A 20,243-nucleotide genomic window follows, 5' to 3' on the forward strand; every position below is an offset into this window, starting at 1 on the left:
CAAATAGAAAGGAATTGTATGACAGCTTTTAAAGATAATTGTTACAGCAAATCTAAGTTTGGTGTTTTGTGTTTATTTTTTGCGGTATTGCTTGCCGCGGATTTTGTTTTCAGTGAAAATAAAGAACTGCCCGCAAGTATAACCGATCCGGTAACCCATGTCTGCCGGTCAATGTATCAGGTGGAAATCAAAAAGGATGTATTCTATCTTGAGCCGGGCAGAGAAGAAAAGTGCGACCTGTACCTGCCGAAAAACCTGCCCGATGACAAGCGGGTTCCGGCAATAGTGATTATTCACGGCGGCGGCTGGAAGGGCGGTGACAAGGCCGACAAACGCGAGATTCATCTGGGGACATATTTTGCCAAATGCGGATACGTCGCCATGAGTATTAATTACAAGCTCTGCAAAAACAAGGTTCCCTCCTGGCCGCAAAATATATATGACTGTAAGTCCGCTGTGAAATTTTTGAGAAAAAACGCCGCGAGGTTAAAAGTAAATCCAGACTTTATTGGTGCTATCGGCGGCTCTGCCGGCGGGCATCTGGTTTCAATGCTTGCGGTAACGGGTTCGTGCCAAGAGCTTGAACCGCCGCGTTTATACGAAGAGTTTTCTTCCAGAATCCAGGCGTGCGTTGACCTCTACGGCATATCTGACCATATATCACGGGGTAAGAGCTACCTGGCCGACATACTCGGGGCAACCCTTGAAGAAGATCCCGATTTATGGAAATTAGCCTCGCCAATTTACCATGTCTCGCCCGATACATGCCCGGTGTTGATTCTGCACGGACTCAAGGACACTACCGTCGATTATCAGCAGTCAATATCCTTTATTGAAGCCCTCAGCCGTGAATCGGTTCCCTCAAGGCTGATTCTTGTCAGCGGGGCGCCGCACACGTTTCCTCTGTATTACAACAGTTACAGCGATATGATGGCTGCGGTCATAAATTTCTTTGACGAAAGACTCAACCACCCGGATGTTAAGGCTGAATAAGCCTTAACATCGCGGGCAGTATATACGGGTTATTCGGGATTCAGCCAGTTCTGGGCGAACACCCGGAAATCCAGGAAGTCTATTTTAAGGTTCTGGTCGTAGTCGTACTTGTATCCCGCATCCACGGTCTCAAGCCAGTCCGCGGTAAACTCCATAAGCTCTTCGCTGTCTATAACGCTGATAGTCGTAAAGACCGTCTCAACCGGCTGGGCAACCTGTGTTCCGTGAATATCTTTCACGCCGGCGGTTATAACAATCCTGTATGACTGGCCGGTTTCAAATTTTCCCGCGGCGGGGACAAATTTGTATGTTGTTCCGCCGTTTAGCCGCGTCCATGTGCCGGCTGTCTGCGTCATGTCAGAGGTCTTGTAAACCTTGATAGCATCGTCCGTATATACGGTTTCTGCGTCTATTACAGGAGCGAAGTTTATCCACACCGGCTCTGTGGGCAATACGTCTGTCCGCTGATCCCTTGGCTTTATAATAAGCGGAACCGGCGGCAGCAGCCCAGGTTTGAGGTATCTGTCGAAGAAATCAACGCAGACAAGGTAGCGGTCAATTCCCAGAACGGGGTCGTATCCGGTCGGCAGGTCATGCCCGACATCATACATCAAAAATGCCGTATGCGGAACGTCCATCTCCTCGAGTTTTTCAACGAGTTTCGGCCAGCGGTCCGGCTCATAATGTCCATAGTCGTCCCTGTCGCCGCAGACTGTAAGTGTCGGCACATAGTCAGCGGTAACAAACTCCGGATGGTCATCGCCAAGGCCCATGCTCTGGTATCCGCAGGTTATAGTGCTGGGATACTCGATGTTGGGCTGAGGTTCGGGGCTGCCCTCGGGGAAGCCGGTGAAACTCGGACGCAGCTCCTGCCCGGAGGCATTGTTCGGGTCGCTAAGGCGCGTTACGCCGTACTGGCCCTTGGAGTGTCCCCAGCCGCCGATAAGGCTTGAGTCTATGTTGTAGTCGTCGGCGTGTTTGTGTATGTAGCGAATGAAAGCGGCGTTATGCTTCAGCCCGTTCCACCAGTCCATCTCGGATGCTGGGAACGCGCCGTACCAGTACACCAGCGGGTCGAAACAATGCGCCGGGTTTGCCCAGGCGTAGCCCCGCATGACAAAACCTGCGAAATGATACCTTCTTGTGGCAGGTGAGGTCATCATGTTTCTGTACGTGGCGGTTCCGTTCCAGTACACCAGAGGCACCTTTTCCCCGCTGGTCTGCGACGGATAAACGATGTCAAACGTGGCGTTATAATCAATCGGGGCACCGCCCGGCTGGTACATCTGGGCAGGGTCTGTTACCGGATCGAGGAAATAATTGTCAACGACATAGGTGTTCCAGTGGCCCATGATGTTATCCAATGTACCGTATGAGCCGTGTATATCGGTCTGGAAGAAGGTCACATCTCTTTCAATCCGGTATCCCTCGGGCAGATACCAAAGCCTGCCGTCGGAGTCCGGAATAAGTTCTGTGCCTTCCAGCGGACTTGTTCTGCCGCCGTAGGAGATGACCTCTTTAAAGAACTCGTGAAGGTCTTCTTCTATAAACGGTGAAACTGCCTGCGGGTTGTTGTAGAAATCAGCTGTTATGACAATATACCCATCGTTTATAAGGTCCGGCAGGATTGTCGAATCAGGTTCCTGGCCGATTCTGGGCATTGCCAGATTCATGCAGTAAACGATAACCGGTGCCTCTCCGCCCGCCGGCGGTGTAGCTTCGTTTATGTAATGAATTCTAAGAAGTGCTTCTTGGCCAATGCCGCTGAAATTCCAGAACGTTTGCCTGCGCAGATACTGTGATATGGGCGGCTCGGGTTTAGTTACAATCGCGTAAGAATCGGACCATTGCGTGGTGTTGTAGTTGGCTGATATGTCGCGAACCCGAACGGCGTATTCATACTCTGTGTTTCGTTCGAGGCCGGTATCAATGAAATCCGGTTCATACTGCCAGCCGCTGTCGTGTGCGGGGTCGGTCAGGTTGGCAAAATAATACTGCACCGGCTCGCTGCCTTCGCCGTCCATGGCGGTCTGGGCAGACATGTATATCTTGCCCGGGACTTTTTCATTCGGGTATTCGCTCCAAACTGCCGGATCCGGCGAGGGCGGGTTGGTGTCCGTTTCAACAGGGGTAACATCGCTGCTTTGGACTGACCACGCAGTCTCATTGTGGTTTAGCGAGAGGTCTCTGTATTTCACCTGGTAAGTGTATTGCGTGTTGTCATTAAGGTGCATGTCAACATATACAGGGCTGCTTTGCCAGCCGCTGTCATGGGATGGGTCTGTAACATTGTTAAAGTAGTATTCAACCTCATTGAAATCGCCGGCGGTTTGAGCGGTCATGGATATCTGGGTCGGCTTTATTGCCGCCGGGGCTGATGCCCACTGAGCCGGATCGGGCTCGGGCGGGTCTTCGTCCGGCCATGAGGGGTGCGGACGGCTCTGTCCCAGAGATGTAAAATACTCATCAGCCGGCCCGACAACAGAAAAATAAACGTTATCCGCCCATATCCGGTCGCTGTAGCTGCGGGTGACGGAGTCTGAAGGGGTGTTGGCAAAGCCGAGTATGTTATACATCACATCGTATCCGTCTTCGTGGCCTGCTTCAAGGATTTTGACGCTGTGACTGGAAAGGAGCTGGTTGTGGACTATATCCCACGTCTCAATGTCCAGCATTCCCTCGTCAAGGTCGTTAAGGTAATAGTGGAGTTTGGTTCTGGCGTGCAGTGCATTCGAGGCGGGGCGGGTGTATTCGGGCGTGTTGTCATAAGTCTGGCTGCCGTACATGCTTGTTCCGTTGAGCCGGAAATATTCCCCGTCATCGCCGGAATCGTGGAACATGTAATAGGCAGCTACCACGTTTCTGTCATTGCCGGTGTATTGATTGAATACGCCGAAATACGCCTTTGGATACATATAGAAACTTTGCGGCAGCCAGTCAAATTCAAACCAGAACTCCGTGTTTCGCCGGTATGTTCCGGATAGAGGAATCGCGATCCGCTGGGGATCAGGAGTGCTCCAGAACTCTATGTCTATAAAGCCGTTCTGGTCATAGCTGTAGATATGATCGCTGCCTGTCTGCTCCCAGCCGCTTGCCAGGGGATCAGAGCTGAATGTCTCAAAAACCGTTTCATCAGCCTCTGGTGTGGTAGTTTCAAACATAAACGCGTAATAATCAGTGTCAATAAATGACACGTCCGGCTCGGGCAGGCTTTCGTCGGAGAGGTACTGGCTGAGCGGCTTCTCGGTAGAAAAGTAAAAATTATCTACATGCATATCATTATGATAGTTGCCGAACGAGCCGGAAGTGCGGTTGCACAGGCCGAAGACATCAAAGTCCAGACTGCTCTGCACCAGGTTGCTCTTGGTCGCCGTCTGGATAAGTCCGCCTGTCCGGCCGCTGCCGTCAACTTCTATATGGTAAAGGCTTATCTGCCCCTTTCGTATGCCCTCTTCTAACCAGTATCTGCCTTCAACGCGGAACGGCTCTCCCGGTTCTATCCACGGACAGGCGGGCTTGCCGTATTCAAACGAAGTTGAGCCGTTGGCATAGTAGGCGTAAATGTCGTGTCTGTTGCCAAGCGGCGTCATGTATTTTCTGTACGGAAACAGATCAACAATCGCGTTGTGGTGGTTGTCGGGAGTGGTCGAATTAAACACGCCGAAACAGGACTCTGAATATATTCCGTTGTGAGAGGGAAGGATCACGCAGTCAAAACCGAACCAGAACTCTGTAGGGTTTGTATAAGCGCTATAGGTCTGGCTGAGCTGCTTGACGTATCTTGCGACGTTTGACGGGTCGCGGTGGATTATTGCCTCGAGATACCCATCCGGCTTATAATTGAAATATGTATTTCCGCATTCGGTGTTTATCCAGCCCCGGGTTTCGGGGTCGCTGTCAAACGTCTCAAATATCGTCTCACTCAATGCGCAGGAGACCAGAATCAGTACGGCCGCAAAGGCCTTTACAAACACTTTACTCATTTTAAACATCCTTAAAATTGTAACAATATGTTAGTTTGTATTTAACCACCGCATCGCTAAGGCAGACAAATCATAATAGTTTATCTCTCCGTCTCCCGCCAGCGGGGAAATGTCAATATGAACAGAAACCGGCGGATTTGCATTCTGCCAGTTTTTGGCCAGCATGTAAAAGTCATCAAGATTAACAGAACCATCTTCATTGTAATCGCCAATCAGACATTCTTCACACCGGTCCATAACCGGATCCGTATGGTTTAAAATATCAAAGATAGCAGCAGTACCGCTCCAGCCTTTAGATACAGCCCCGTAATTGGGAAAAGAGCCGAAAGTCGCTTTATACTCGTGATTCTGGTAAAGGTTGCCCATAACCCGAACCTGGTCTGTGTCAATGCCGCAGTTGGTCTTGAGCAGATTCTTTTTTTGCTGGGCAGTTCCGTTTAGCAGTATATCTCCCTCTGCAGCCGTAAGCAGGTTGTTGTATCCTTCAGGGTCGTAGCCGGAATGAAGAAAACGTATGGCTGTTCTTGTGCCGCCGGAAGGGTAAAACGTAAAATCATTATCCATAAATCTGTAGTAAGTTCCGAAATACTCATCTCCGGGGTCAACATCGTTGAACAGCGGCATGGAAATGAACACCTCGTTGTATGCAGGGTCGGTACTGACAAAGGTGCAGCCGATGACCTCAGCGCAGTCGGTGTGGTCTCTGAATCGTACATAATCTCCGGTGCAGTCCTGGAAATAGCAGTCTATTATTGATATATGATGTGAATCGTAGGCGTTGTAAAGCATATGCTCGCCGCCAGTCGGGCCGACACGTTCAAATACGCAGTTCATGAATGTAACGTGATGGCTGCCGCTTTTAACGCCGCTTGCTCCCCATTGAACTGTCAGGTCTTTCCACGTGCAATCGCGGACAAGCACATTCCGTGAGCCGGCGGTTACCGAATGGACATATCCATTTCTGCTGCCGGTAAAGTGCATCCGCTCGAAAGTGCAGTTGTTTACTCCGTGGAGCCCAAAATAGCTGTCTTTGAAGACAACACCCTCGGCTGATTCACCTGCGATGATTAGCCTGTTATTGTCATTGCCGATATCTGAGAGAGCCAGAAATCCTGTATATTCACCGTCTAGAAAATAAACTGTAACAGTTCCCTCTGCAAGTGCGTTTCTGGCTGTATCCCACAGTGAAGAGCTTGTGTAAAGAGCCGCGTTGCCGGCAGAGCTGCCAGAGCCTGTGCCCTGCATAGTTGCGGCCGCCCAGAGGGTTATGTCTTTTTCGGGTTCCTTGAAAAAGTCCGGTGCGGTGGGCGTATTGTTACTGCCGGAAGTGGAAAAATAAAGATTGTCAACAATGTTGAGATTATAAAAGCCGCTGCTTGGTGTGGCGTTGCTTCTGTTGGCAAAGCCGAATAAATCAATAAAGAGGCTCTTTGCCGGCCCTATAACCGCGGCAGGCGAGCCGCCGTTAGAGTAGAGCAGTCTGCCCTCTGTGCCGTCGGCGTTTATCTTGTACACTTCGAGTGTTGCCATGCCGGTGTTAGATGATGCATCGTACCAGTAATGCATCTTGACCCTTTGAGGATCGCCGTATTCGCAATCAGGAGCGACCGTCTGGTCAAGGTGAATGTTTGGTGAAAGGGAACTTGCTTCACTGCCGTTTGAATCGTAAACATACAGGTCGTGTCTGTTAGCGCGGTAACTGGTATATTCGCCGTAGTTATGCCTGTCGCAGACAGCGTTTGTTTCGTTGGAGGGGGCAGAGCTGTTAAAAACGCCGAAATTGCCGTTTTGATAAACTCCCGCCTCATAATGAAGTATATCAAACTCCATCCAGAATTCCGCTGTTTTGTCAAGCTCATCTATCGGATGTGAGAACCTGAATACGTTTGATGAGTCTCTGGACATCTTGATCAGCATATAGCCCAGCGGGTTGTATTCAGCATAGTTGCCGGGGTTGAGCCCTGTCATAGACCAGCCGCGGGGGAGGGGATCACTGTCGAAGGTTTCAAAAATGGTCTGGCCGGATGCCGCGGCGCAGAGAGAAATGGATATTATACTTATGAATATGATTGTGTTTTTGGCGGCGCACTTACCTAACGCGTTTAATAAATTAAACTTATAAAACATAGATGCCTTTTCCGTTATAATGATGTAGAACTATAACGCCGCGGCAGTTAAACGCCGCCGCGGCATATTATGGAACAATTTATTTCCTTCTGCCTTTTATAAGCAGCATTCCGCAGCCCAGAAGTATCATGCTCGCCGGCTCAGGGACAAAGTCCGGAGCAACAGGATTCTGGTTCCAGCCCTCTGTGGAATAGTACAGGTTGTCGTATTCATTGATGTTGTGGTAGCTGTTATTCTGGCTGCCGGATGTGCGGTTGAACAGGCCGAAAGCATCTCCATAGAAAGCATCGCCCGGTTCTATCAGGTCGCTGAGTGTCCCGTCGCTGCCGTAGAGAAAATCGCCGAGAGTTCCGTCACCGTTGATGCTGTAAACCTCCAGCATGGCAAATCCCTCGTCGGTTGCTGATTCATACCAGTAATGGATTTTTGCTCTCTGCGGCTCGCCGTAATCACAGCCGGGGATCAGAGGGTCGTGTACATAGGTTGACAGCTCATAATGTTCTGTGCCGCCTGAAGAATAACCATAGAGATCCATGCGGTTGCCTCTGAAACTTGTATAACGGGCATAGTTGTGCCGGCCCGTGATCATGTCCGTTTCGTGATTTGCAGCCGAAAGGTTGTGCACACCAAAATTAGCATTTTGGTAAAGACCGCATTCATAATGGATTATATCCATTTCAATCCAGAACTCCGTAGTTTTGTCGATCGGGGTTATCGGCACAGCATATTGAGCCGGGTCGGCATTGTCCCGATAGATATGGCCATAGAGAAAACCGGAGCTGCTTTCAGCTCTTCTACTCTCTGACATGTATGTCCAGGTGGTTGAAGTACCCTGAGCGTTCCAGTCGCCTATAGTGGGGTCTGTATCAAATGTCTCAAATATTGCCTCTGCAAATGATGCAGTGCATACGGTAATTACAAATAAACCAACTAACAAAAATACTGCTTGATTTTTCATTTCTTTTCTCCTTTAATAAATTTTTCTCTTTTCAGACCAAACAAGTAAATGAAATCATGGGGGAATGGTTTTCATGTATTTTCTCCTTATAAAATTTTCACTAACGCTCAAAACTTATTGTACATTATAGAGGTATGTTCTGCGTATTCAATGCATTAAACCATTATTTTGTTGCACAATACTGATAAAACAGTGAATTTTTGAAATCCTGGTCTCTTTTCGGGCTGCCAGTGGAATTGAAAGCCTGTACGAAGAAATAAGTTTAAATTTTGATAAAGTTTTATATCTGGATATTTTCTATATTTAGATAAAAATCTGCGGTATTTGAGCAGGTACATATTTAAAACCGGCTTGTAAGATTTCGCTTTGATGTTATTATAATCCGTACAGGTTTACATAAGATTAGATGTACTCATTTGAATTTGACTTCAACCGCAGGCAGGTTTATAATATGTCCGACAAAGGCTTTTGCCATCTACATTTACATACTCAGTTCTCATTGCTCGATGGAGGTATAGTGCCCAAGAAACTCTTTGCCCGCTGCAAAGAGCTGGGCATGGATACCGTGGCGATCACCGACCATGGAAACCTCTTCGGGATTATCGACTTTTACAGAAACGCCATTGCTGCGGGTATAAAACCCATAATCGGCATGGAGGCGTATTTCTCGGCGACTTCGCGTTTTGACCAGAATACAACCTCAAAAGACAACCATCATCTAATTCTGCTTGCCCGCAATAAAGAGGGCTACCAGAACCTGCTTAAGCTCAGCTCTCTGGCTTATACCGAGGGTTTTCGCTACCGCCCGCGTATCGATGAGGAGCTTCTTCGTCAGTTCGGCAGCGGGCTTATAGGCACCAGCGCCTGTATGTCCGGCGAGATTCCGCGTCTTCTGGCGATGGACAGGCCCCAGGAGGCACGGGCCGCGGCAGAAAGGTACTGCGACATATTCGGAGAGGGCAACTTTTATATTGAGCTTCAGCGGCATGATTTTGTAGAGCAGGATGTGTTTGATCAAACTCCGATGCTGGCCGACCTCGCCCGTGAGATGGGGATTGGCATGATCTGCTCAAATGATGTGCATTTTCTCAACAAAGACGACTACGAGGCCCATGATGCGCTTACCTGTATCAGCACCGGCAAGCTGGTCAGTGACAAAAACCGCATGAAATATCCTCCAAGCGTGTACCTCAAGAGCCCCCTGGAAATGCGGGAGCTGTTCCATGATTTCCCCGAGGCCTGCGACAACACGCTTGAGATAGCTAAACGCTGCGATATTGAAATCGATCTTCAGGCTCGGCACGCCCCGTCTTTTACTCCGCCAAAAGGCGCCGCCCCGGGCCAGTACCTGCGTGAGCTTGTATATGACGGAGCAAAAAGGCTTTATGGCGAAATAACCGATGAAGTCCGCCGCCGTATAGAGCGCGAGATAGAAGTTATAGACGGCAAGGGTTTTTCCAGCTATTTCCTGATTATATGGGAGCTGTGCAACTGGGCGGCAGAACACGGCATACCCACCGGTGCCAGGGGCAGCGGTGTCGGCACAATAGTGGGCTATTGTCTGGGTCTGTGTAATGTCGATCCGATAAAATACGGACTTCTCTTTGAGAGGTTTATGGATCCCGAGCGTAATGAGATGCCGGATATCGATATTGATATGTGCCAGGACGGCAGGCCGCGTCTGCTTGAGTATGTCAGAGAAAAGTATGGTGATATTGCCCAGATTACCACGTTCGGCACCATGAAAGCCAAGGGCGTTGTGAGGGATGTCTCCAGGGTGCTCGACGTTCCTCTGGCAAAGGCCAATGAGCTGGCGAAAATGATACCTGAAGACTTGAAAATGACCCTGGATAAGGCACTTGAAGAAAACAGAGAGATCAAGGATAAATATGAAAGCGATCCGGAGGTAAGGCATGTTTTCGATATCGGCAGGAAACTCGAAGGTCTTGCCCGCCACAGCTCTGTTCATGCCTGTGCAGTGGTTATTGCCGATGAGCCGCTGACCAACTTTTTACCGGTTTATAAACAGAGCGGCTCCGATGACCTTATTACGCAGTTCGAGGGCCCTGATGTTGAGGCCGTGGGGCTGCTGAAAATGGATTTTCTCGGCCTTAAAACACTTAGCGTGATCGAAGCGGCAAAAAAATGGGTAGAAGCAATCCACGGTGAAAAAATTGATATAGAAGCAATCAATCTCGAAGACCCGAAAGTCTTTGAGGTTTTTGGTTCCGGCCGCACGAAAGGTGTTTTCCAGTTCGAGTCCGACGGAATGGCGGATTTGCTGATGAAGCTCAAGCCCGACCGTGTGGAGGATCTCATCGCCGCTAACGCACTGTATCGCCCTGGCCCGATGGCGCTTATACCCGATTTTATCGCCTATAAGCACGGCGAAAAGCAGTGGAGCGTGCCGCACCCTATCATGGAAGATATCCTTGAGGAAACCTTTGGTATAATGGTTTACCAGGAGCAGGTTATGCAGGTCTGCCACAAGCTCGGCGATATCAAGCTGCGGGAGGCGTACAAACTGATTAAGGCGATCAGCAAGAAAAAAGAAAAGGTTATCGCCAAAGCCAAGGAGCAGTTCGTTAAAGGCTGTGTTGATAAGGGCCTTCAGGCAAAACAGGCCGATGAAATATTTGAGCTTATCCGCAAGTTCGCCGGCTATGGTTTTAATAAGAGCCACGCAAGCAGGTATTCGATAGTCGCGTATCAGACCGCCTATATGAAGGCGTATTGGCCGTGTGAATTTATGGCCTCACTGCTGACCTACGAGCATGAAACTTCCAAGATTGTGCTTTATATCAAAGAATGCAAAACACTTGGGATCGATGTATTGCCACCGGATATAAATGAGAGCTTTACCAATTTTACTGTGGTTTATGACAACGAAGATGCCCGCAAAGCCCGTGAGGGTAAGATACGTTTCGGGCTTGGTGCGGTTAAGGGTGTTGGCGGCAAAGCTGTTGATAAGGTTATAGAAGCCCGTGAGAAGGTCGGCAGCTTTAAGAGCCTCTTTCATTTCTGTGAAAATGTTGACTTGAGAAGTCTGAATAAGCAGGTGATTGAAGCTCTTATAAAGGCCGGCGCGTTTGACCGTCTTGGCGGCAGCCGTGCGCAGCATATGGCGGCTGTGGAAAATGCTATAAAGTTTGGCCAGGATTCTCAGGCCGATGCCAAATCCGGCCAGATGAGCCTGTTTGGCGATATGGAAGATGCCGCTTCACTTGGCAAATCTGATGCCGCGAGTCTGCCCGATGTTCCCGCATGGCCGGAGATGCAGATGCTGCGTTATGAAAAAGACGTGCTCGGCATGTTTGTTACGTCCAACCCGCTCAGTAAACACGCCGACACAATCACGGCGTATTCGACCGCCCATACCGATGAGCTCTCTTCGCTGGGCAGCGATGCGGACGTGGTCATTGGCGGTATCATAACCCAGATAAGATACAGAATTGTGCAAAAAGGTTCCCGCGCCGGCTCTAAATGGGCTATTGTTCATATAGAGGATTTTAACGGAGAGACAGAGGCAAAACTCTTTACCGAGGTGCTCTCGCGTTACGGTCATCTGCTTGAAGAAGACAAAGTCGTCTTCATTCAGGGCAAGATAGATCATTTTCGCGAGAAACCGTGTATCAGCTGCGAAAAGGTAATCGACCTTTCCTGTGTGGATAAAGAGCTCTCTACCACAATCCGTTTGAGATTCCGTTCGGAGGATATCAAACCAGATCTGGTAAGCAACATCAAAGCTCTATGCCGTCTGCATCCGGGTAAAAGTCCCGTCTATGCCGTTGTGCAGTCCGGAGATATGCTGGTGCAGCTGGATCTGGGCTGCCGGGTTGCCCCACTGGTAGAATTCAGGGATCAGCTCAGGCAGATAGTCGGCGATACGGGTTTTGAGCTGGCACGCCGGTAGTAATCAGGCGTTTTAGCCCGCGGAAAAGGTGTCCGCGTCAAGTCCGCTGGTTTTGGCCTGTTCAATCTTTTCTATATTGTCAACGCAGATCGCAGACCAGCTTTCCAGGCTCTCGCGCACTTCGTGCAGCTCGCCTGCGGTCATGAAACCCAACTGGGTTATCATTTGTTCGCGTTTTTCAACATTCGCCTCGGCAAGATCCCAGTAATGCACCACGCCCAGGTGCACACTGCCCACCTCGTTGGACTCATCGTTGAGCAGGGCGGCGATGTGGTCGGTGCGGCTGCTTTTAACCGAGACTTCTTCGTCAACTTCCCGCTCAACCGCTCTCAGGTATGTCGCGAAATAGTCCACATCGAAGAGCGGCATGTCGTCAGGCGGATCGATATGGCCGCCGATACCTATCGAGCGGTTTCCGACAAGGCGTTTCTCGCCGGCACGTTTGCCGCGGACGTAGCTTAGGTAAGTTCCGTTGTAAACCATTATTACGTAGGGTATTAGCTGTTTGAAATCGGGGTTTTTCTCCGCGGCGGATCTGGTCATAAACCGCGGCACATCTCGGGCAAATATCCGCTCGAAATACGGCTTCACATCAAACATAAGCCCTTCAAACATGCCGACCTGTTCGATTACCTTTCGCTCAACGACGAGAACTTTTTCCTCGGTGTTCATATATTATCCTTGTATCAAGAGTGTTTTCTGTAAAAGTTAAAACTGATTAAACCGCATAATTGAATATACTGTTTTTGCGTGTATTGTAAAGCAATATAATGCCGCGGCGAAAGCGAGCAGGTTGAACTTGTGCTTTTACTGCTGATTGTCCGGTACACCGAAGTCGGCGAGACTGCTCTCGTCTCGCAGGCGTATATACATTCGTGTCTGGATGCATATAGTCAGCGGCAGCGTAAAGATCAGAAGTACATGTGAGATAACCATTTGTCCGCTCATCGCTGTCATTATATACGGGGCCTGAACCAAAAGGCACAGCAGCTCAACGGCGATAACCTGAAAGATGCAGTCGCCGGAGAGACGAGGCGAGGCCTGTATCGCGGTAAGCGGCTTAAACAGAAGGTCTATCACCAGAAATATGGCGAATCTATAACGAACGAGTGTTATTGCCATTGCCGGTATGAGAATCAGCATCAGCAGCACTCCAAAAGGCCCCAGCCCAGCCGCAATCGCCGCCAGCAGCGCGTATGGGATTATCAAACCCATGAAAATAAGTGATGCGGCAAGTACAGACAGGTAACAGCTTTGCGTTTCAAAAATCCGTGTTACTTTTGGCTTTAGCCCCTGGAATAATTCCAGAGAGATTGTAATCAGGCCGGCATGTACAGCAAGGGATATCAGCATCGATACTATGAAAAGCAGCCCGGAAAAAAGTTTAACCCTTTCTTCGGCCATGCCTTCGAGCAAAAGGCCGGGCAGCTGCACCGCCGCCATTATCGCCGAGGATACAACTCCTGCTGATATAAATGTACCAACATTTTCCCTGAACATAGCAAGAGCTTCAGATAATACCTGCGATGGCGAGAGTTTGTTTGGATTTTGCGGCGGCAGAAAAGCCATTTATGAGCTTTCCTCCGCTGCTTTATCAGTACCGCCGTTTTTCTTGTGTTTTTCGCGGCAGTATGAGCACCCGCCGTGGCTGAAAGCAACGGGAAATACTATGTCACTCAAGCAGCACGGCACCCATACAGCTATAAAGAGAACTACCAGAATCCCTGCCATTGTGTAAATAGTCAGATCCTGCGTGAGGTTGAGCATTATATGACATGAAGAGGCCCATGTGCTGATAAGCACGTGTATTGCGTGCGGGAACTTCGTCGCGGGAAAGAACATAGCCATGAAGATTCCCAGCAGGGCGGCCGGTGTGACAATCTCCCAGTCGTCTATAAATGCCAGATGCAGATCCGCCGGCAGACCTAATTTCTCATAAATAAAACCGTCATGGTGATGGTTGTGCTGGTGTTCGCATTCGTCAGTGTGAACGTGCTCAGCGGTGTCTTCCCCGGCATGATCCTGAGTCATTTCTTCGCCGTGCTCGTGCATTGTTTCGTCTGCATTGGCAATATCCGTATCGTCGGAATGTTCTGAATGAAGGGCAGCGTGAACCGGAACCGAGATTCCCATTATCCGTTCTCCAAAATAAGGCAGTACGCAGTCGCTGAGAGTTGCTATGCCTATAGAGCCTACGTAGCCGATGATACAGAGTTTTATTATACCCGTTTTAGGATTGTTAATCTTGTAGAGAGAGGTGGTTACAAACGCCGACAACAAAACGTGGCCGGGGTGGAAAACCATAAAAAGGCTATGCAGAGCCGCCGTTGAGAGGTCTTTAAAAAGCAACATAAAAACAAGCCCTAAAAACGCTCCGAATAGTGTAAACGGGCTATGGTGGCGAAGCTCAACGAGTATCGCTTTGATTCTCTCCATCAATTTATTCATAGCTGTATATATATCCTTATTTATAGGTAGTATTATTCTGTTCAAACGAAACATATTACCCTTTTGTTCACTGTAATTCAAATCATTTTATCTTTATTAGGAGTGGAAAGTGTGTCTCCTCTCTGGCTGATAGTGTGTAAAAGCTGTTTTAATAGATATTTATGTTGGATTTAGAGCTGAATTTTTCGGATTGAAGGCATGTAGGGCAGATTTTCTTATCAGCCGCAGCTAATTCTACACCATGCCGCTGAAATTGAACCAGAGCATAAATGGTTCTCTGGTATATGATGCCCGGCTTGTATGATATGCGTTTATGTTGGAATTCGTGTTCTAAACCGTCTGCAGTCTATACAATATAGCCGCCGCTAAAGACTCTCAGTAGCAAATAAATGCGATAAACCCACAAAAAAACTCTGTTGGGGCTTGTGTTTTTGTGGTTTTATCGTAATATACTGTGTTATTTATATTTTAAATTTCAGTATATTTTTTAAATACGGATAAATTATGCAGTTATCGCAGATACTTAAACCAGAAAGTGTAATCACACCACTCAAAGGCAGTGATAAAGACAGTATAATAGAAGAACTCGTGGACGTACTTGCAGGCAGCGGCCAGATTAGTGATCGCGAGAAGGTGCTTGATTCGGTGATGACGCGGGAAGAAACCCGCAGCACCGGCATCGGCAGCGGCATCGCCATACCCCACGGCAAGAGCAGCGGCACAAGTGAGCTGGTTATGTCGGTTGGAATCTGTCCGGCAGGTATTGATTTTGACAGTATTGACAACAAACCGGTAAATATCGTTTTGCTTTTGGCTTCACCGGTTGATAAGACCGGCCCGCATATTCAGGCTCTGGCACGAATCAGCAGGGTGATGCTCGATGACGAGCTGAGAAAAGCGATTATTGCCGCAAAAGACCCAAAAGAAGTGTACGAGCTTATAACCAGCCGCGATTCAGAATAGGGATTTCGTGTAAATTTACGCAGAAATCAAAATGCGTATCATATACGTATCTAATGTTCGAGCATTAAGAGTTTTTTGTAAACAAATCCTTTAAATCTGGAACAACCCAAACCACCGGGGCCGTTAATTCTATCCGGTGGTTAAGACTTGCGGAATACCGCTACTACATTTTCAACATCAACTACGAAGAGTCTGTTGTCGCCCTCAAAATCTACGGGAATAGCGCCCTTAGGGTTGAAAAGCACCTTGTCATACTGCACAAGTGGTATCTCCGGGGTCTTCTCAACTTCTGCCGAGACAGTTATAACCCTGCCGGTGATCGTAGGTATTTCAATATTATCAGGCAACTGGATACCGCCTTTTGTTTGCTTTTTATCCTCATCTTTGCGTATCAGAACCCGCTTCCCGATGGGCTCTACTGTCTCGAATTTATCTGTGTCAGGCATATTTATTGTATTCCTCGTGTTACTGATTTAAAACAACGCCCACATTATAACAAATCCAGAATAAATAGGCAATAGCTCTATGCCGGCAAAAATTTATTGATATTGTTTTTAAGTTTGTTATAAGAAAGAAAACCTTATTTAAAAACGAGGAAAAAAATGGCAAAAATGACCCCAAAAGAACGTTTTCTGGCGGCTATAAACGGAGAAAAGGCCGACAGGCTACCTGTTACAACTCACCATGTAATGCAGTCTTTTTTGAATCATCAGCTTGACGGGGCGAGTGTGCCGGAATTTTTTGACCGGTTTGGACTTGATCCAATAAACTGGATTCTGCCAGTTAAGGGCGACGAAACGGCGGGAACATACAAAAACGACATGGATATGATCGTCTCTGATAACTGGCGGATCGAGACCGAGGATGTCTCCGGCCAGGAATACCCCACAAAACGCTACAATATCATCACGCCAAAGGGTACGCTCACTACCGTTATGCAGTCAAATGAGCATACAAGCTGGGTGACTGAACACCTGATTAAGGAGAAAAAGGATATCGACCTTATCGGTGAGTTCTGTCCGAGTCCGCTCTGTGATGTCGCGGTGGTTAATAAAGAGGCAAACGAATATGGCGAAAAGGGGCTTCTGCGAAGCCACATAGTCTGCTTTGACATCTTCGGCCAGCCGGGCACCTGGCAGGACGCGTCGTGCCTCTACGGTATTGAAAAGCTGATGATGGCAACCTTTGATGATCCCGAATGGGTACACAGTTTTCTCGAGATACTAAACAACCGTAAGGCCGCGTATATAAAATCAATGTCAGGTGCAAGATATGATATACTCGAGCTGGGCGGCGGTGATGCCTCGACTACGGTTATATCGCCTGATATATTTGAGAAATTTGTTGCTCCCTACGACAGCAGGCTGGTAGAGCTGGCACACGAAGCCGGCCAACGAATAGTTTACCACACCTGCGGCGGTATGATGCCGATACTGGAGAGTATCGCCGCGATGAAGGTTGACGCGATGGAGACTTTTACACCGCCGGCAATGGGAGGCGACACAGACCTTGAAGAAGCGCGGCGGCGCCTCGGCAGTAAAATGTGCATGATAGGCGGATTTGACCAGTTCCACTACTTTACCGGTTGCAGCCCCGAAGAAACCCGTGCGGAGGTTCGCAGGTGCTTTGAAGCCGCCGGATACAATGGAGCTTACATAATCTGCCCGTCAGACCATTTCTTTGAGGCTGACCTGGCAAATCTTGAGGCTTTCGCCGACGAAGCCAAAAAATGTGTTTATTGATTTCTTTGCGGCAAAGAGTTTCGTACTTGCAGACATATTTCCTTTTTAAGTCTTATTAGAAAAGCATTTAAGATTGATACTTGCGTTTATGTTCGCTATCTGTATAAATGCTTTGACTTTGACAGTGATTTCCATATACTTATCTTGCGAAATGACAACTTTTTTCATTGACAAATAAATCAAAATAAAAGGAAGCTGAACATGCTCAAAGACTTGAGGCCGCTTTACCGGAAAATATTTTTTGCGTTTATCCCCTTTATGGCAACCGTTTTACCGGCCGCTGAGCTTTATAACTCGGCGAGCAGCCATGTTGTAAACGGCTCTGCGGAAAATGGATGGGACAGCTGGTTTCATGCGGCTAATGCAGAGATTGTTTTTGGCGGACCTTCGGGCTCGGGCAGTTGTTTTTCGCTTAATCCATCTGCCGGTGCCCACTCTGATATCCGCACGGCGCGTATGCCGGCAAGCGGTATGGATGAGTTTATCTTTGAGTTTGACTGCCGCACAATGCCAGGTGCCGAACCAGGCACAAATTCTAACGCAAAAGTCCGCAGCTATGACTATACCGGTACGTTTATCGGGCAGACGAATATCCCTGTAGAAACAACCGGCGGGCAGTGGCATCATTATTCTTATCAGGTTACAGTTGAGCAGGATGCTTTCGAGATTGATGTAACTTTCCTGATGGGTCCCGAGGGTGATGCCTCTGGGGAGTTCCGCTTTGACAATGTCAGGCTCTATCGGGAGATTCACCCGCTTAACCACGGTATCGGGATGCCGGAAAATCTTTACGTAATCCGGCGAAATACACTCACTAATGCGCAATTTGTTGTAATGCAGACACTTCAGGGAATCCTTGCACAGGATAAGCCGCTGATATTTATTGACCAGGGCGATTCGACTTATATCGATGATTTGCGCTATAACCACGGGATACCATACACGAGGATTGACTCGTTTTTCTGGTTCATGAACCGCTACAAGAGCTGGCTCGAAGGATATGTTCTTTTTGATTTCAATGATAAACCTTCACTCAGCGCCGCCACTTCGCTCTGCGGGCTGCTCAACGCGGTAGCGGTGGATGTCTCTCTTGAATCATCGATGCAGACAAACTACGGACTTAGTAAAATAGCTGATGTAAGGGGCAAAAATGACAAGTGGGTGTTCGATAATTACTGGCACCAGCTCAATCGCGACGCTTTGATTGTGCACACCAATGATCCTGATTACCACGGCAGCGCATACGGTCTTCGCGACTGGCCCGCGGCGATAAAGGCGCTTGACTGGTGGAATTCCAGCGATACTTACTCCGCCGAGGTTTACGACGCAGTTCATGATTCCAGCCCTGTTTACGGCTGGGATGATGGTGCCGCGTCCGGAGAGCTCGGCTCGGTTGAGCTTCACAGCTCGCATAATATGTATCAGGTGCCTTGCGACTGGCTGCTGAACCTCTCGACCTACGCGGGCATGGCTTCGCGGCCGCAGCCGTGGCAGTTTACCCAGAGTTTTCGTGATAATCAGCAGCCTCCGCAAAAGGAAACCGGCGTTCATTATCTCGTGTTCAATCTCAGTGATATGGACAATATACTCACACTTTTGAGCCCGAATAATTTCGGCACTAACAGTAAATATTATGCAAATCCCAACCGCGGCAGTTTCGAAATGTGCTGGGGGATGCCGGCTTCTCTTATCGAGCTGGCACCCAGTGTTACCGACTACTGGTACCGCAATGCCACCGAAAAGGACTGTTTTATCGCGCCGGCATCAGGTATGGGGTATTTCTATCCGTCCAAATTCGACGACCTTGGCAAGCATACCACAAAGGTAGAGCACCTTATGAAAAAGGCCGACCTGAAAGCCATTGCCATCAGCGATAAAGTCTGGCCCGGCGACCTTACCTATTCGGGGTACCGTTACGTAGGCGAGAGCTACGCGGCTATCGAACAGGCACGCGGTATGTATTATTTCGATGTAAACGGCGATTACGCCCGCTACGGCGGCAAGATACTCTGGTTTGACGGAAAACCGCTGATCACCACACGTTATACGCTCTGGGACGGGGGGCAGTATGAAGGAATCAGCCGCACACCCGCTCAGCTTGCGGCAAGCATAAACGCTCTTCCCACGGATCCCTCAAATCCAGATTCCTACAGCTTTGTTATGGTGCACGCCTGGAGCTATGGTCTCGATGATATCGCTGAAACAATCAGTCTGCTCGATTCAAACGTTAAAGTAATCAACGCCGAGGAGATGATCGAGCAGCTCTATCTGAATACACAGACCGCCTACTGGCCCTTTGAGGGCAGCCTTGCAGATGCATTCGGCAATGGCAATGACGCTTCGGCTCAGGGCGGTGTTGAATACGCGGCAGCCGGCGGCGCGCGTTTGGGCGATACAGCGCTTATGCTTGGCAGAGAGGACGTCCCGCTGGAAGTAAACACGTCTGCCGGTTCAGATAAACTGTTGACAGTGATGTTCTGGGTCAAACCGGCAGACAGCGGCGATCATTCTGTGATAAGCAAAGCATCAACTGCTTCAAGCACAAGAGGCTGGGGTGTTTATCTAAGCTCGGACAGCTCGGCGGAATTTTATGTTGGTGGGCCTTCCCAATACGCTCCTGTATCCGCGGATAACGCCTGGCAGCCCGGGCAGTGGACACACGTTGCGTGTACATTCAACTCCGGAGTCGCGGCAATCTATATAAACGGTGAGCTCAAGAATGAAGTGTCCAATATAAGCAATACTGTTGACAACTCTTCGGCCATGCTGAAGATTGGCGGCGCAGAAGCCGTTACTGCCCAGTTTGCCGGTGTGCTCGATGAGATAGCGATTTATTCACGTCCGCTTGGTCAGGCGGAGATACATGAGCTTGCCGCGAAGGGGGTAATGCCTAAATGCGGCGAATGGCTTGCCGGCGACGTGAACAATGACTGTGCAGTTAACATTCTGGATGCAGCCAGGCTAAGCGGGAGCTGGAAACAAACCGGCTCACTGCTTCAGGGCGATTTGAACGAAGACAGAGAGGTTAATATTGAAGACTTCAATATTATAGCTGAAAACTGGCTGAATACAGACTGATTTCCGGCTTTAATTTTTAACTAACAGCATACAGACAG

12 protein-coding genes are annotated in these 20,243 nt (G+C 48.8%); 5 read left to right on the forward strand and 7 right to left on the reverse strand.

The window, feature by feature from the left end:
- Nucleotides 1-18: 18 nt before the first annotated feature.
- On the forward strand, nucleotides 19-993 hold the full coding sequence (locus SMSP2_RS01215) for an alpha/beta hydrolase (protein WP_146682211.1): 975 nt from the start codon (nucleotides 19-21) through the stop codon (nucleotides 991-993).
- Between the two features lie 29 nt (nucleotides 994-1,022).
- Here the strand turns inward: SMSP2_RS01215 and SMSP2_RS01220 are convergent, their stop codons facing one another.
- From SMSP2_RS01220 to SMSP2_RS01230, 3 genes are all read right to left on the reverse strand, one after another.
- The gene (locus SMSP2_RS01220) at nucleotides 1,023-4,976 is read right to left on the reverse strand and encodes an Ig-like domain-containing domain (RefSeq protein WP_186804790.1); all 3,954 of its coding nucleotides are present in this window, start codon (nucleotides 4,974-4,976) and stop codon (nucleotides 1,023-1,025) included.
- Between the two features lie 30 nt (nucleotides 4,977-5,006).
- Entirely contained in the window at nucleotides 5,007-7,103 is a 2,097-nt protein-coding gene (locus SMSP2_RS01225; RefSeq protein WP_146682213.1) for a hypothetical protein, read from the reverse strand.
- Nucleotides 7,104-7,182: 79 nt separating this feature from the next.
- Nucleotides 7,183-8,061, reverse strand: a complete 879-nt coding sequence (locus SMSP2_RS01230) for a PEP-CTERM sorting domain-containing protein (RefSeq protein ID WP_146682214.1) — start codon at nucleotides 8,059-8,061, stop codon at nucleotides 7,183-7,185.
- A 451-nt stretch (nucleotides 8,062-8,512) separates the two neighbouring features.
- On the opposite strand from SMSP2_RS01230, the gene dnaE reads away from it, so the two are divergent.
- The gene (gene dnaE, locus SMSP2_RS01235; RefSeq protein WP_186804791.1) at nucleotides 8,513-11,974 is read left to right on the forward strand and encodes a DNA polymerase III subunit alpha; all 3,462 of its coding nucleotides are present in this window, start codon (nucleotides 8,513-8,515) and stop codon (nucleotides 11,972-11,974) included.
- Between the two features lie 12 nt (nucleotides 11,975-11,986).
- Here the strand turns inward: dnaE and SMSP2_RS01240 are convergent, their stop codons facing one another.
- The 3 genes from SMSP2_RS01240 to SMSP2_RS01250 all read right to left on the reverse strand — a co-directional run bounded on the left by SMSP2_RS01240 (nucleotide 11,987) and on the right by SMSP2_RS01250 (nucleotide 14,422).
- Nucleotides 11,987-12,646 carry a hypothetical protein gene (locus SMSP2_RS01240; protein ID WP_146682216.1) on the reverse strand — a complete coding sequence of 220 codons (660 nt, stop codon included), beginning with the start codon at nucleotides 12,644-12,646 and terminating at the stop codon, nucleotides 11,987-11,989.
- Nucleotides 12,647-12,781: 135 nt separating this feature from the next.
- Nucleotides 12,782-13,543, reverse strand: coding sequence for a hypothetical protein (locus SMSP2_RS01245; protein WP_146682217.1), 762 nt, complete (start codon nucleotides 13,541-13,543; stop codon nucleotides 12,782-12,784).
- On the reverse strand, nucleotides 13,544-14,422 hold the full coding sequence (locus SMSP2_RS01250) for a hypothetical protein (protein ID WP_146682218.1): 879 nt from the start codon (nucleotides 14,420-14,422) through the stop codon (nucleotides 13,544-13,546).
- A gap of 504 nt (nucleotides 14,423-14,926) precedes the next feature.
- Here SMSP2_RS01250 and SMSP2_RS01255 point away from each other — a divergent pair.
- Nucleotides 14,927-15,385 (forward strand): PTS sugar transporter subunit IIA, encoded by a 459-nt coding sequence (locus SMSP2_RS01255; protein WP_146682219.1) that lies wholly within the window; start codon nucleotides 14,927-14,929, stop codon nucleotides 15,383-15,385.
- A gap of 140 nt (nucleotides 15,386-15,525) precedes the next feature.
- Here SMSP2_RS01255 and SMSP2_RS01260 read toward each other — a convergent pair whose 3' ends face one another.
- Nucleotides 15,526-15,831 (reverse strand): co-chaperone GroES, encoded by a 306-nt coding sequence (locus SMSP2_RS01260; RefSeq protein WP_146682220.1) that lies wholly within the window; start codon nucleotides 15,829-15,831, stop codon nucleotides 15,526-15,528.
- A 156-nt stretch (nucleotides 15,832-15,987) separates the two neighbouring features.
- On the opposite strand from SMSP2_RS01260, the gene SMSP2_RS01265 reads away from it, so the two are divergent.
- Nucleotides 15,988-17,127 (forward strand): uroporphyrinogen decarboxylase family protein, encoded by a 1,140-nt coding sequence (locus SMSP2_RS01265; protein WP_146682221.1) that lies wholly within the window; start codon nucleotides 15,988-15,990, stop codon nucleotides 17,125-17,127.
- A 201-nt stretch (nucleotides 17,128-17,328) separates the two neighbouring features.
- Nucleotides 17,329-20,205, forward strand: a complete 2,877-nt coding sequence (locus SMSP2_RS01270; RefSeq protein ID WP_146682222.1) for a LamG-like jellyroll fold domain-containing protein — start codon at nucleotides 17,329-17,331, stop codon at nucleotides 20,203-20,205.
- Nucleotides 20,206-20,243: the final 38 nt, after the last annotated feature.

This window comes from Limihaloglobus sulfuriphilus, from assembly GCF_001999965.1.
GTDB classification, from domain to species: domain Bacteria; phylum Planctomycetota; class Phycisphaerae; order Sedimentisphaerales; family Sedimentisphaeraceae; genus Limihaloglobus; species Limihaloglobus sulfuriphilus.

Excerpts from the sequence above, each read along its gene's own strand:
- dnaE (WP_186804791.1), top strand. The coding sequence starts at position 8,513 with ATGTCCGACAAAGGCTTTTGCCATCTACATTTACATACTCAGTTCTCA.
- SMSP2_RS01230 (WP_146682214.1), bottom strand. The coding sequence starts at position 8,061 with ATGAAAAATCAAGCAGTATTTTTGTTAGTTGGTTTATTTGTAATTACC.
- SMSP2_RS01270 (WP_146682222.1), top strand. The coding sequence starts at position 17,329 with ATGCTCAAAGACTTGAGGCCGCTTTACCGGAAAATATTTTTTGCGTTT.
- SMSP2_RS01215 (WP_146682211.1), top strand. The coding sequence starts at position 19 with ATGACAGCTTTTAAAGATAATTGTTACAGCAAATCTAAGTTTGGTGTT.
- SMSP2_RS01245 (WP_146682217.1), bottom strand. The coding sequence starts at position 13,543 with ATGGCTTTTCTGCCGCCGCAAAATCCAAACAAACTCTCGCCATCGCAG.
- SMSP2_RS01220 (WP_186804790.1), bottom strand. The coding sequence starts at position 4,976 with ATGAGTAAAGTGTTTGTAAAGGCCTTTGCGGCCGTACTGATTCTGGTC.
- SMSP2_RS01225 (WP_146682213.1), bottom strand. The coding sequence starts at position 7,103 with ATGTTTTATAAGTTTAATTTATTAAACGCGTTAGGTAAGTGCGCCGCC.
- SMSP2_RS01250 (WP_146682218.1), bottom strand. The coding sequence starts at position 14,422 with ATGAATAAATTGATGGAGAGAATCAAAGCGATACTCGTTGAGCTTCGC.
- SMSP2_RS01265 (WP_146682221.1), top strand. The coding sequence starts at position 15,988 with ATGGCAAAAATGACCCCAAAAGAACGTTTTCTGGCGGCTATAAACGGA.
- SMSP2_RS01255 (WP_146682219.1), top strand. The coding sequence starts at position 14,927 with ATGCAGTTATCGCAGATACTTAAACCAGAAAGTGTAATCACACCACTC.
- SMSP2_RS01260 (WP_146682220.1), bottom strand. The coding sequence starts at position 15,831 with ATGCCTGACACAGATAAATTCGAGACAGTAGAGCCCATCGGGAAGCGG.
- SMSP2_RS01240 (WP_146682216.1), bottom strand. The coding sequence starts at position 12,646 with ATGAACACCGAGGAAAAAGTTCTCGTCGTTGAGCGAAAGGTAATCGAA.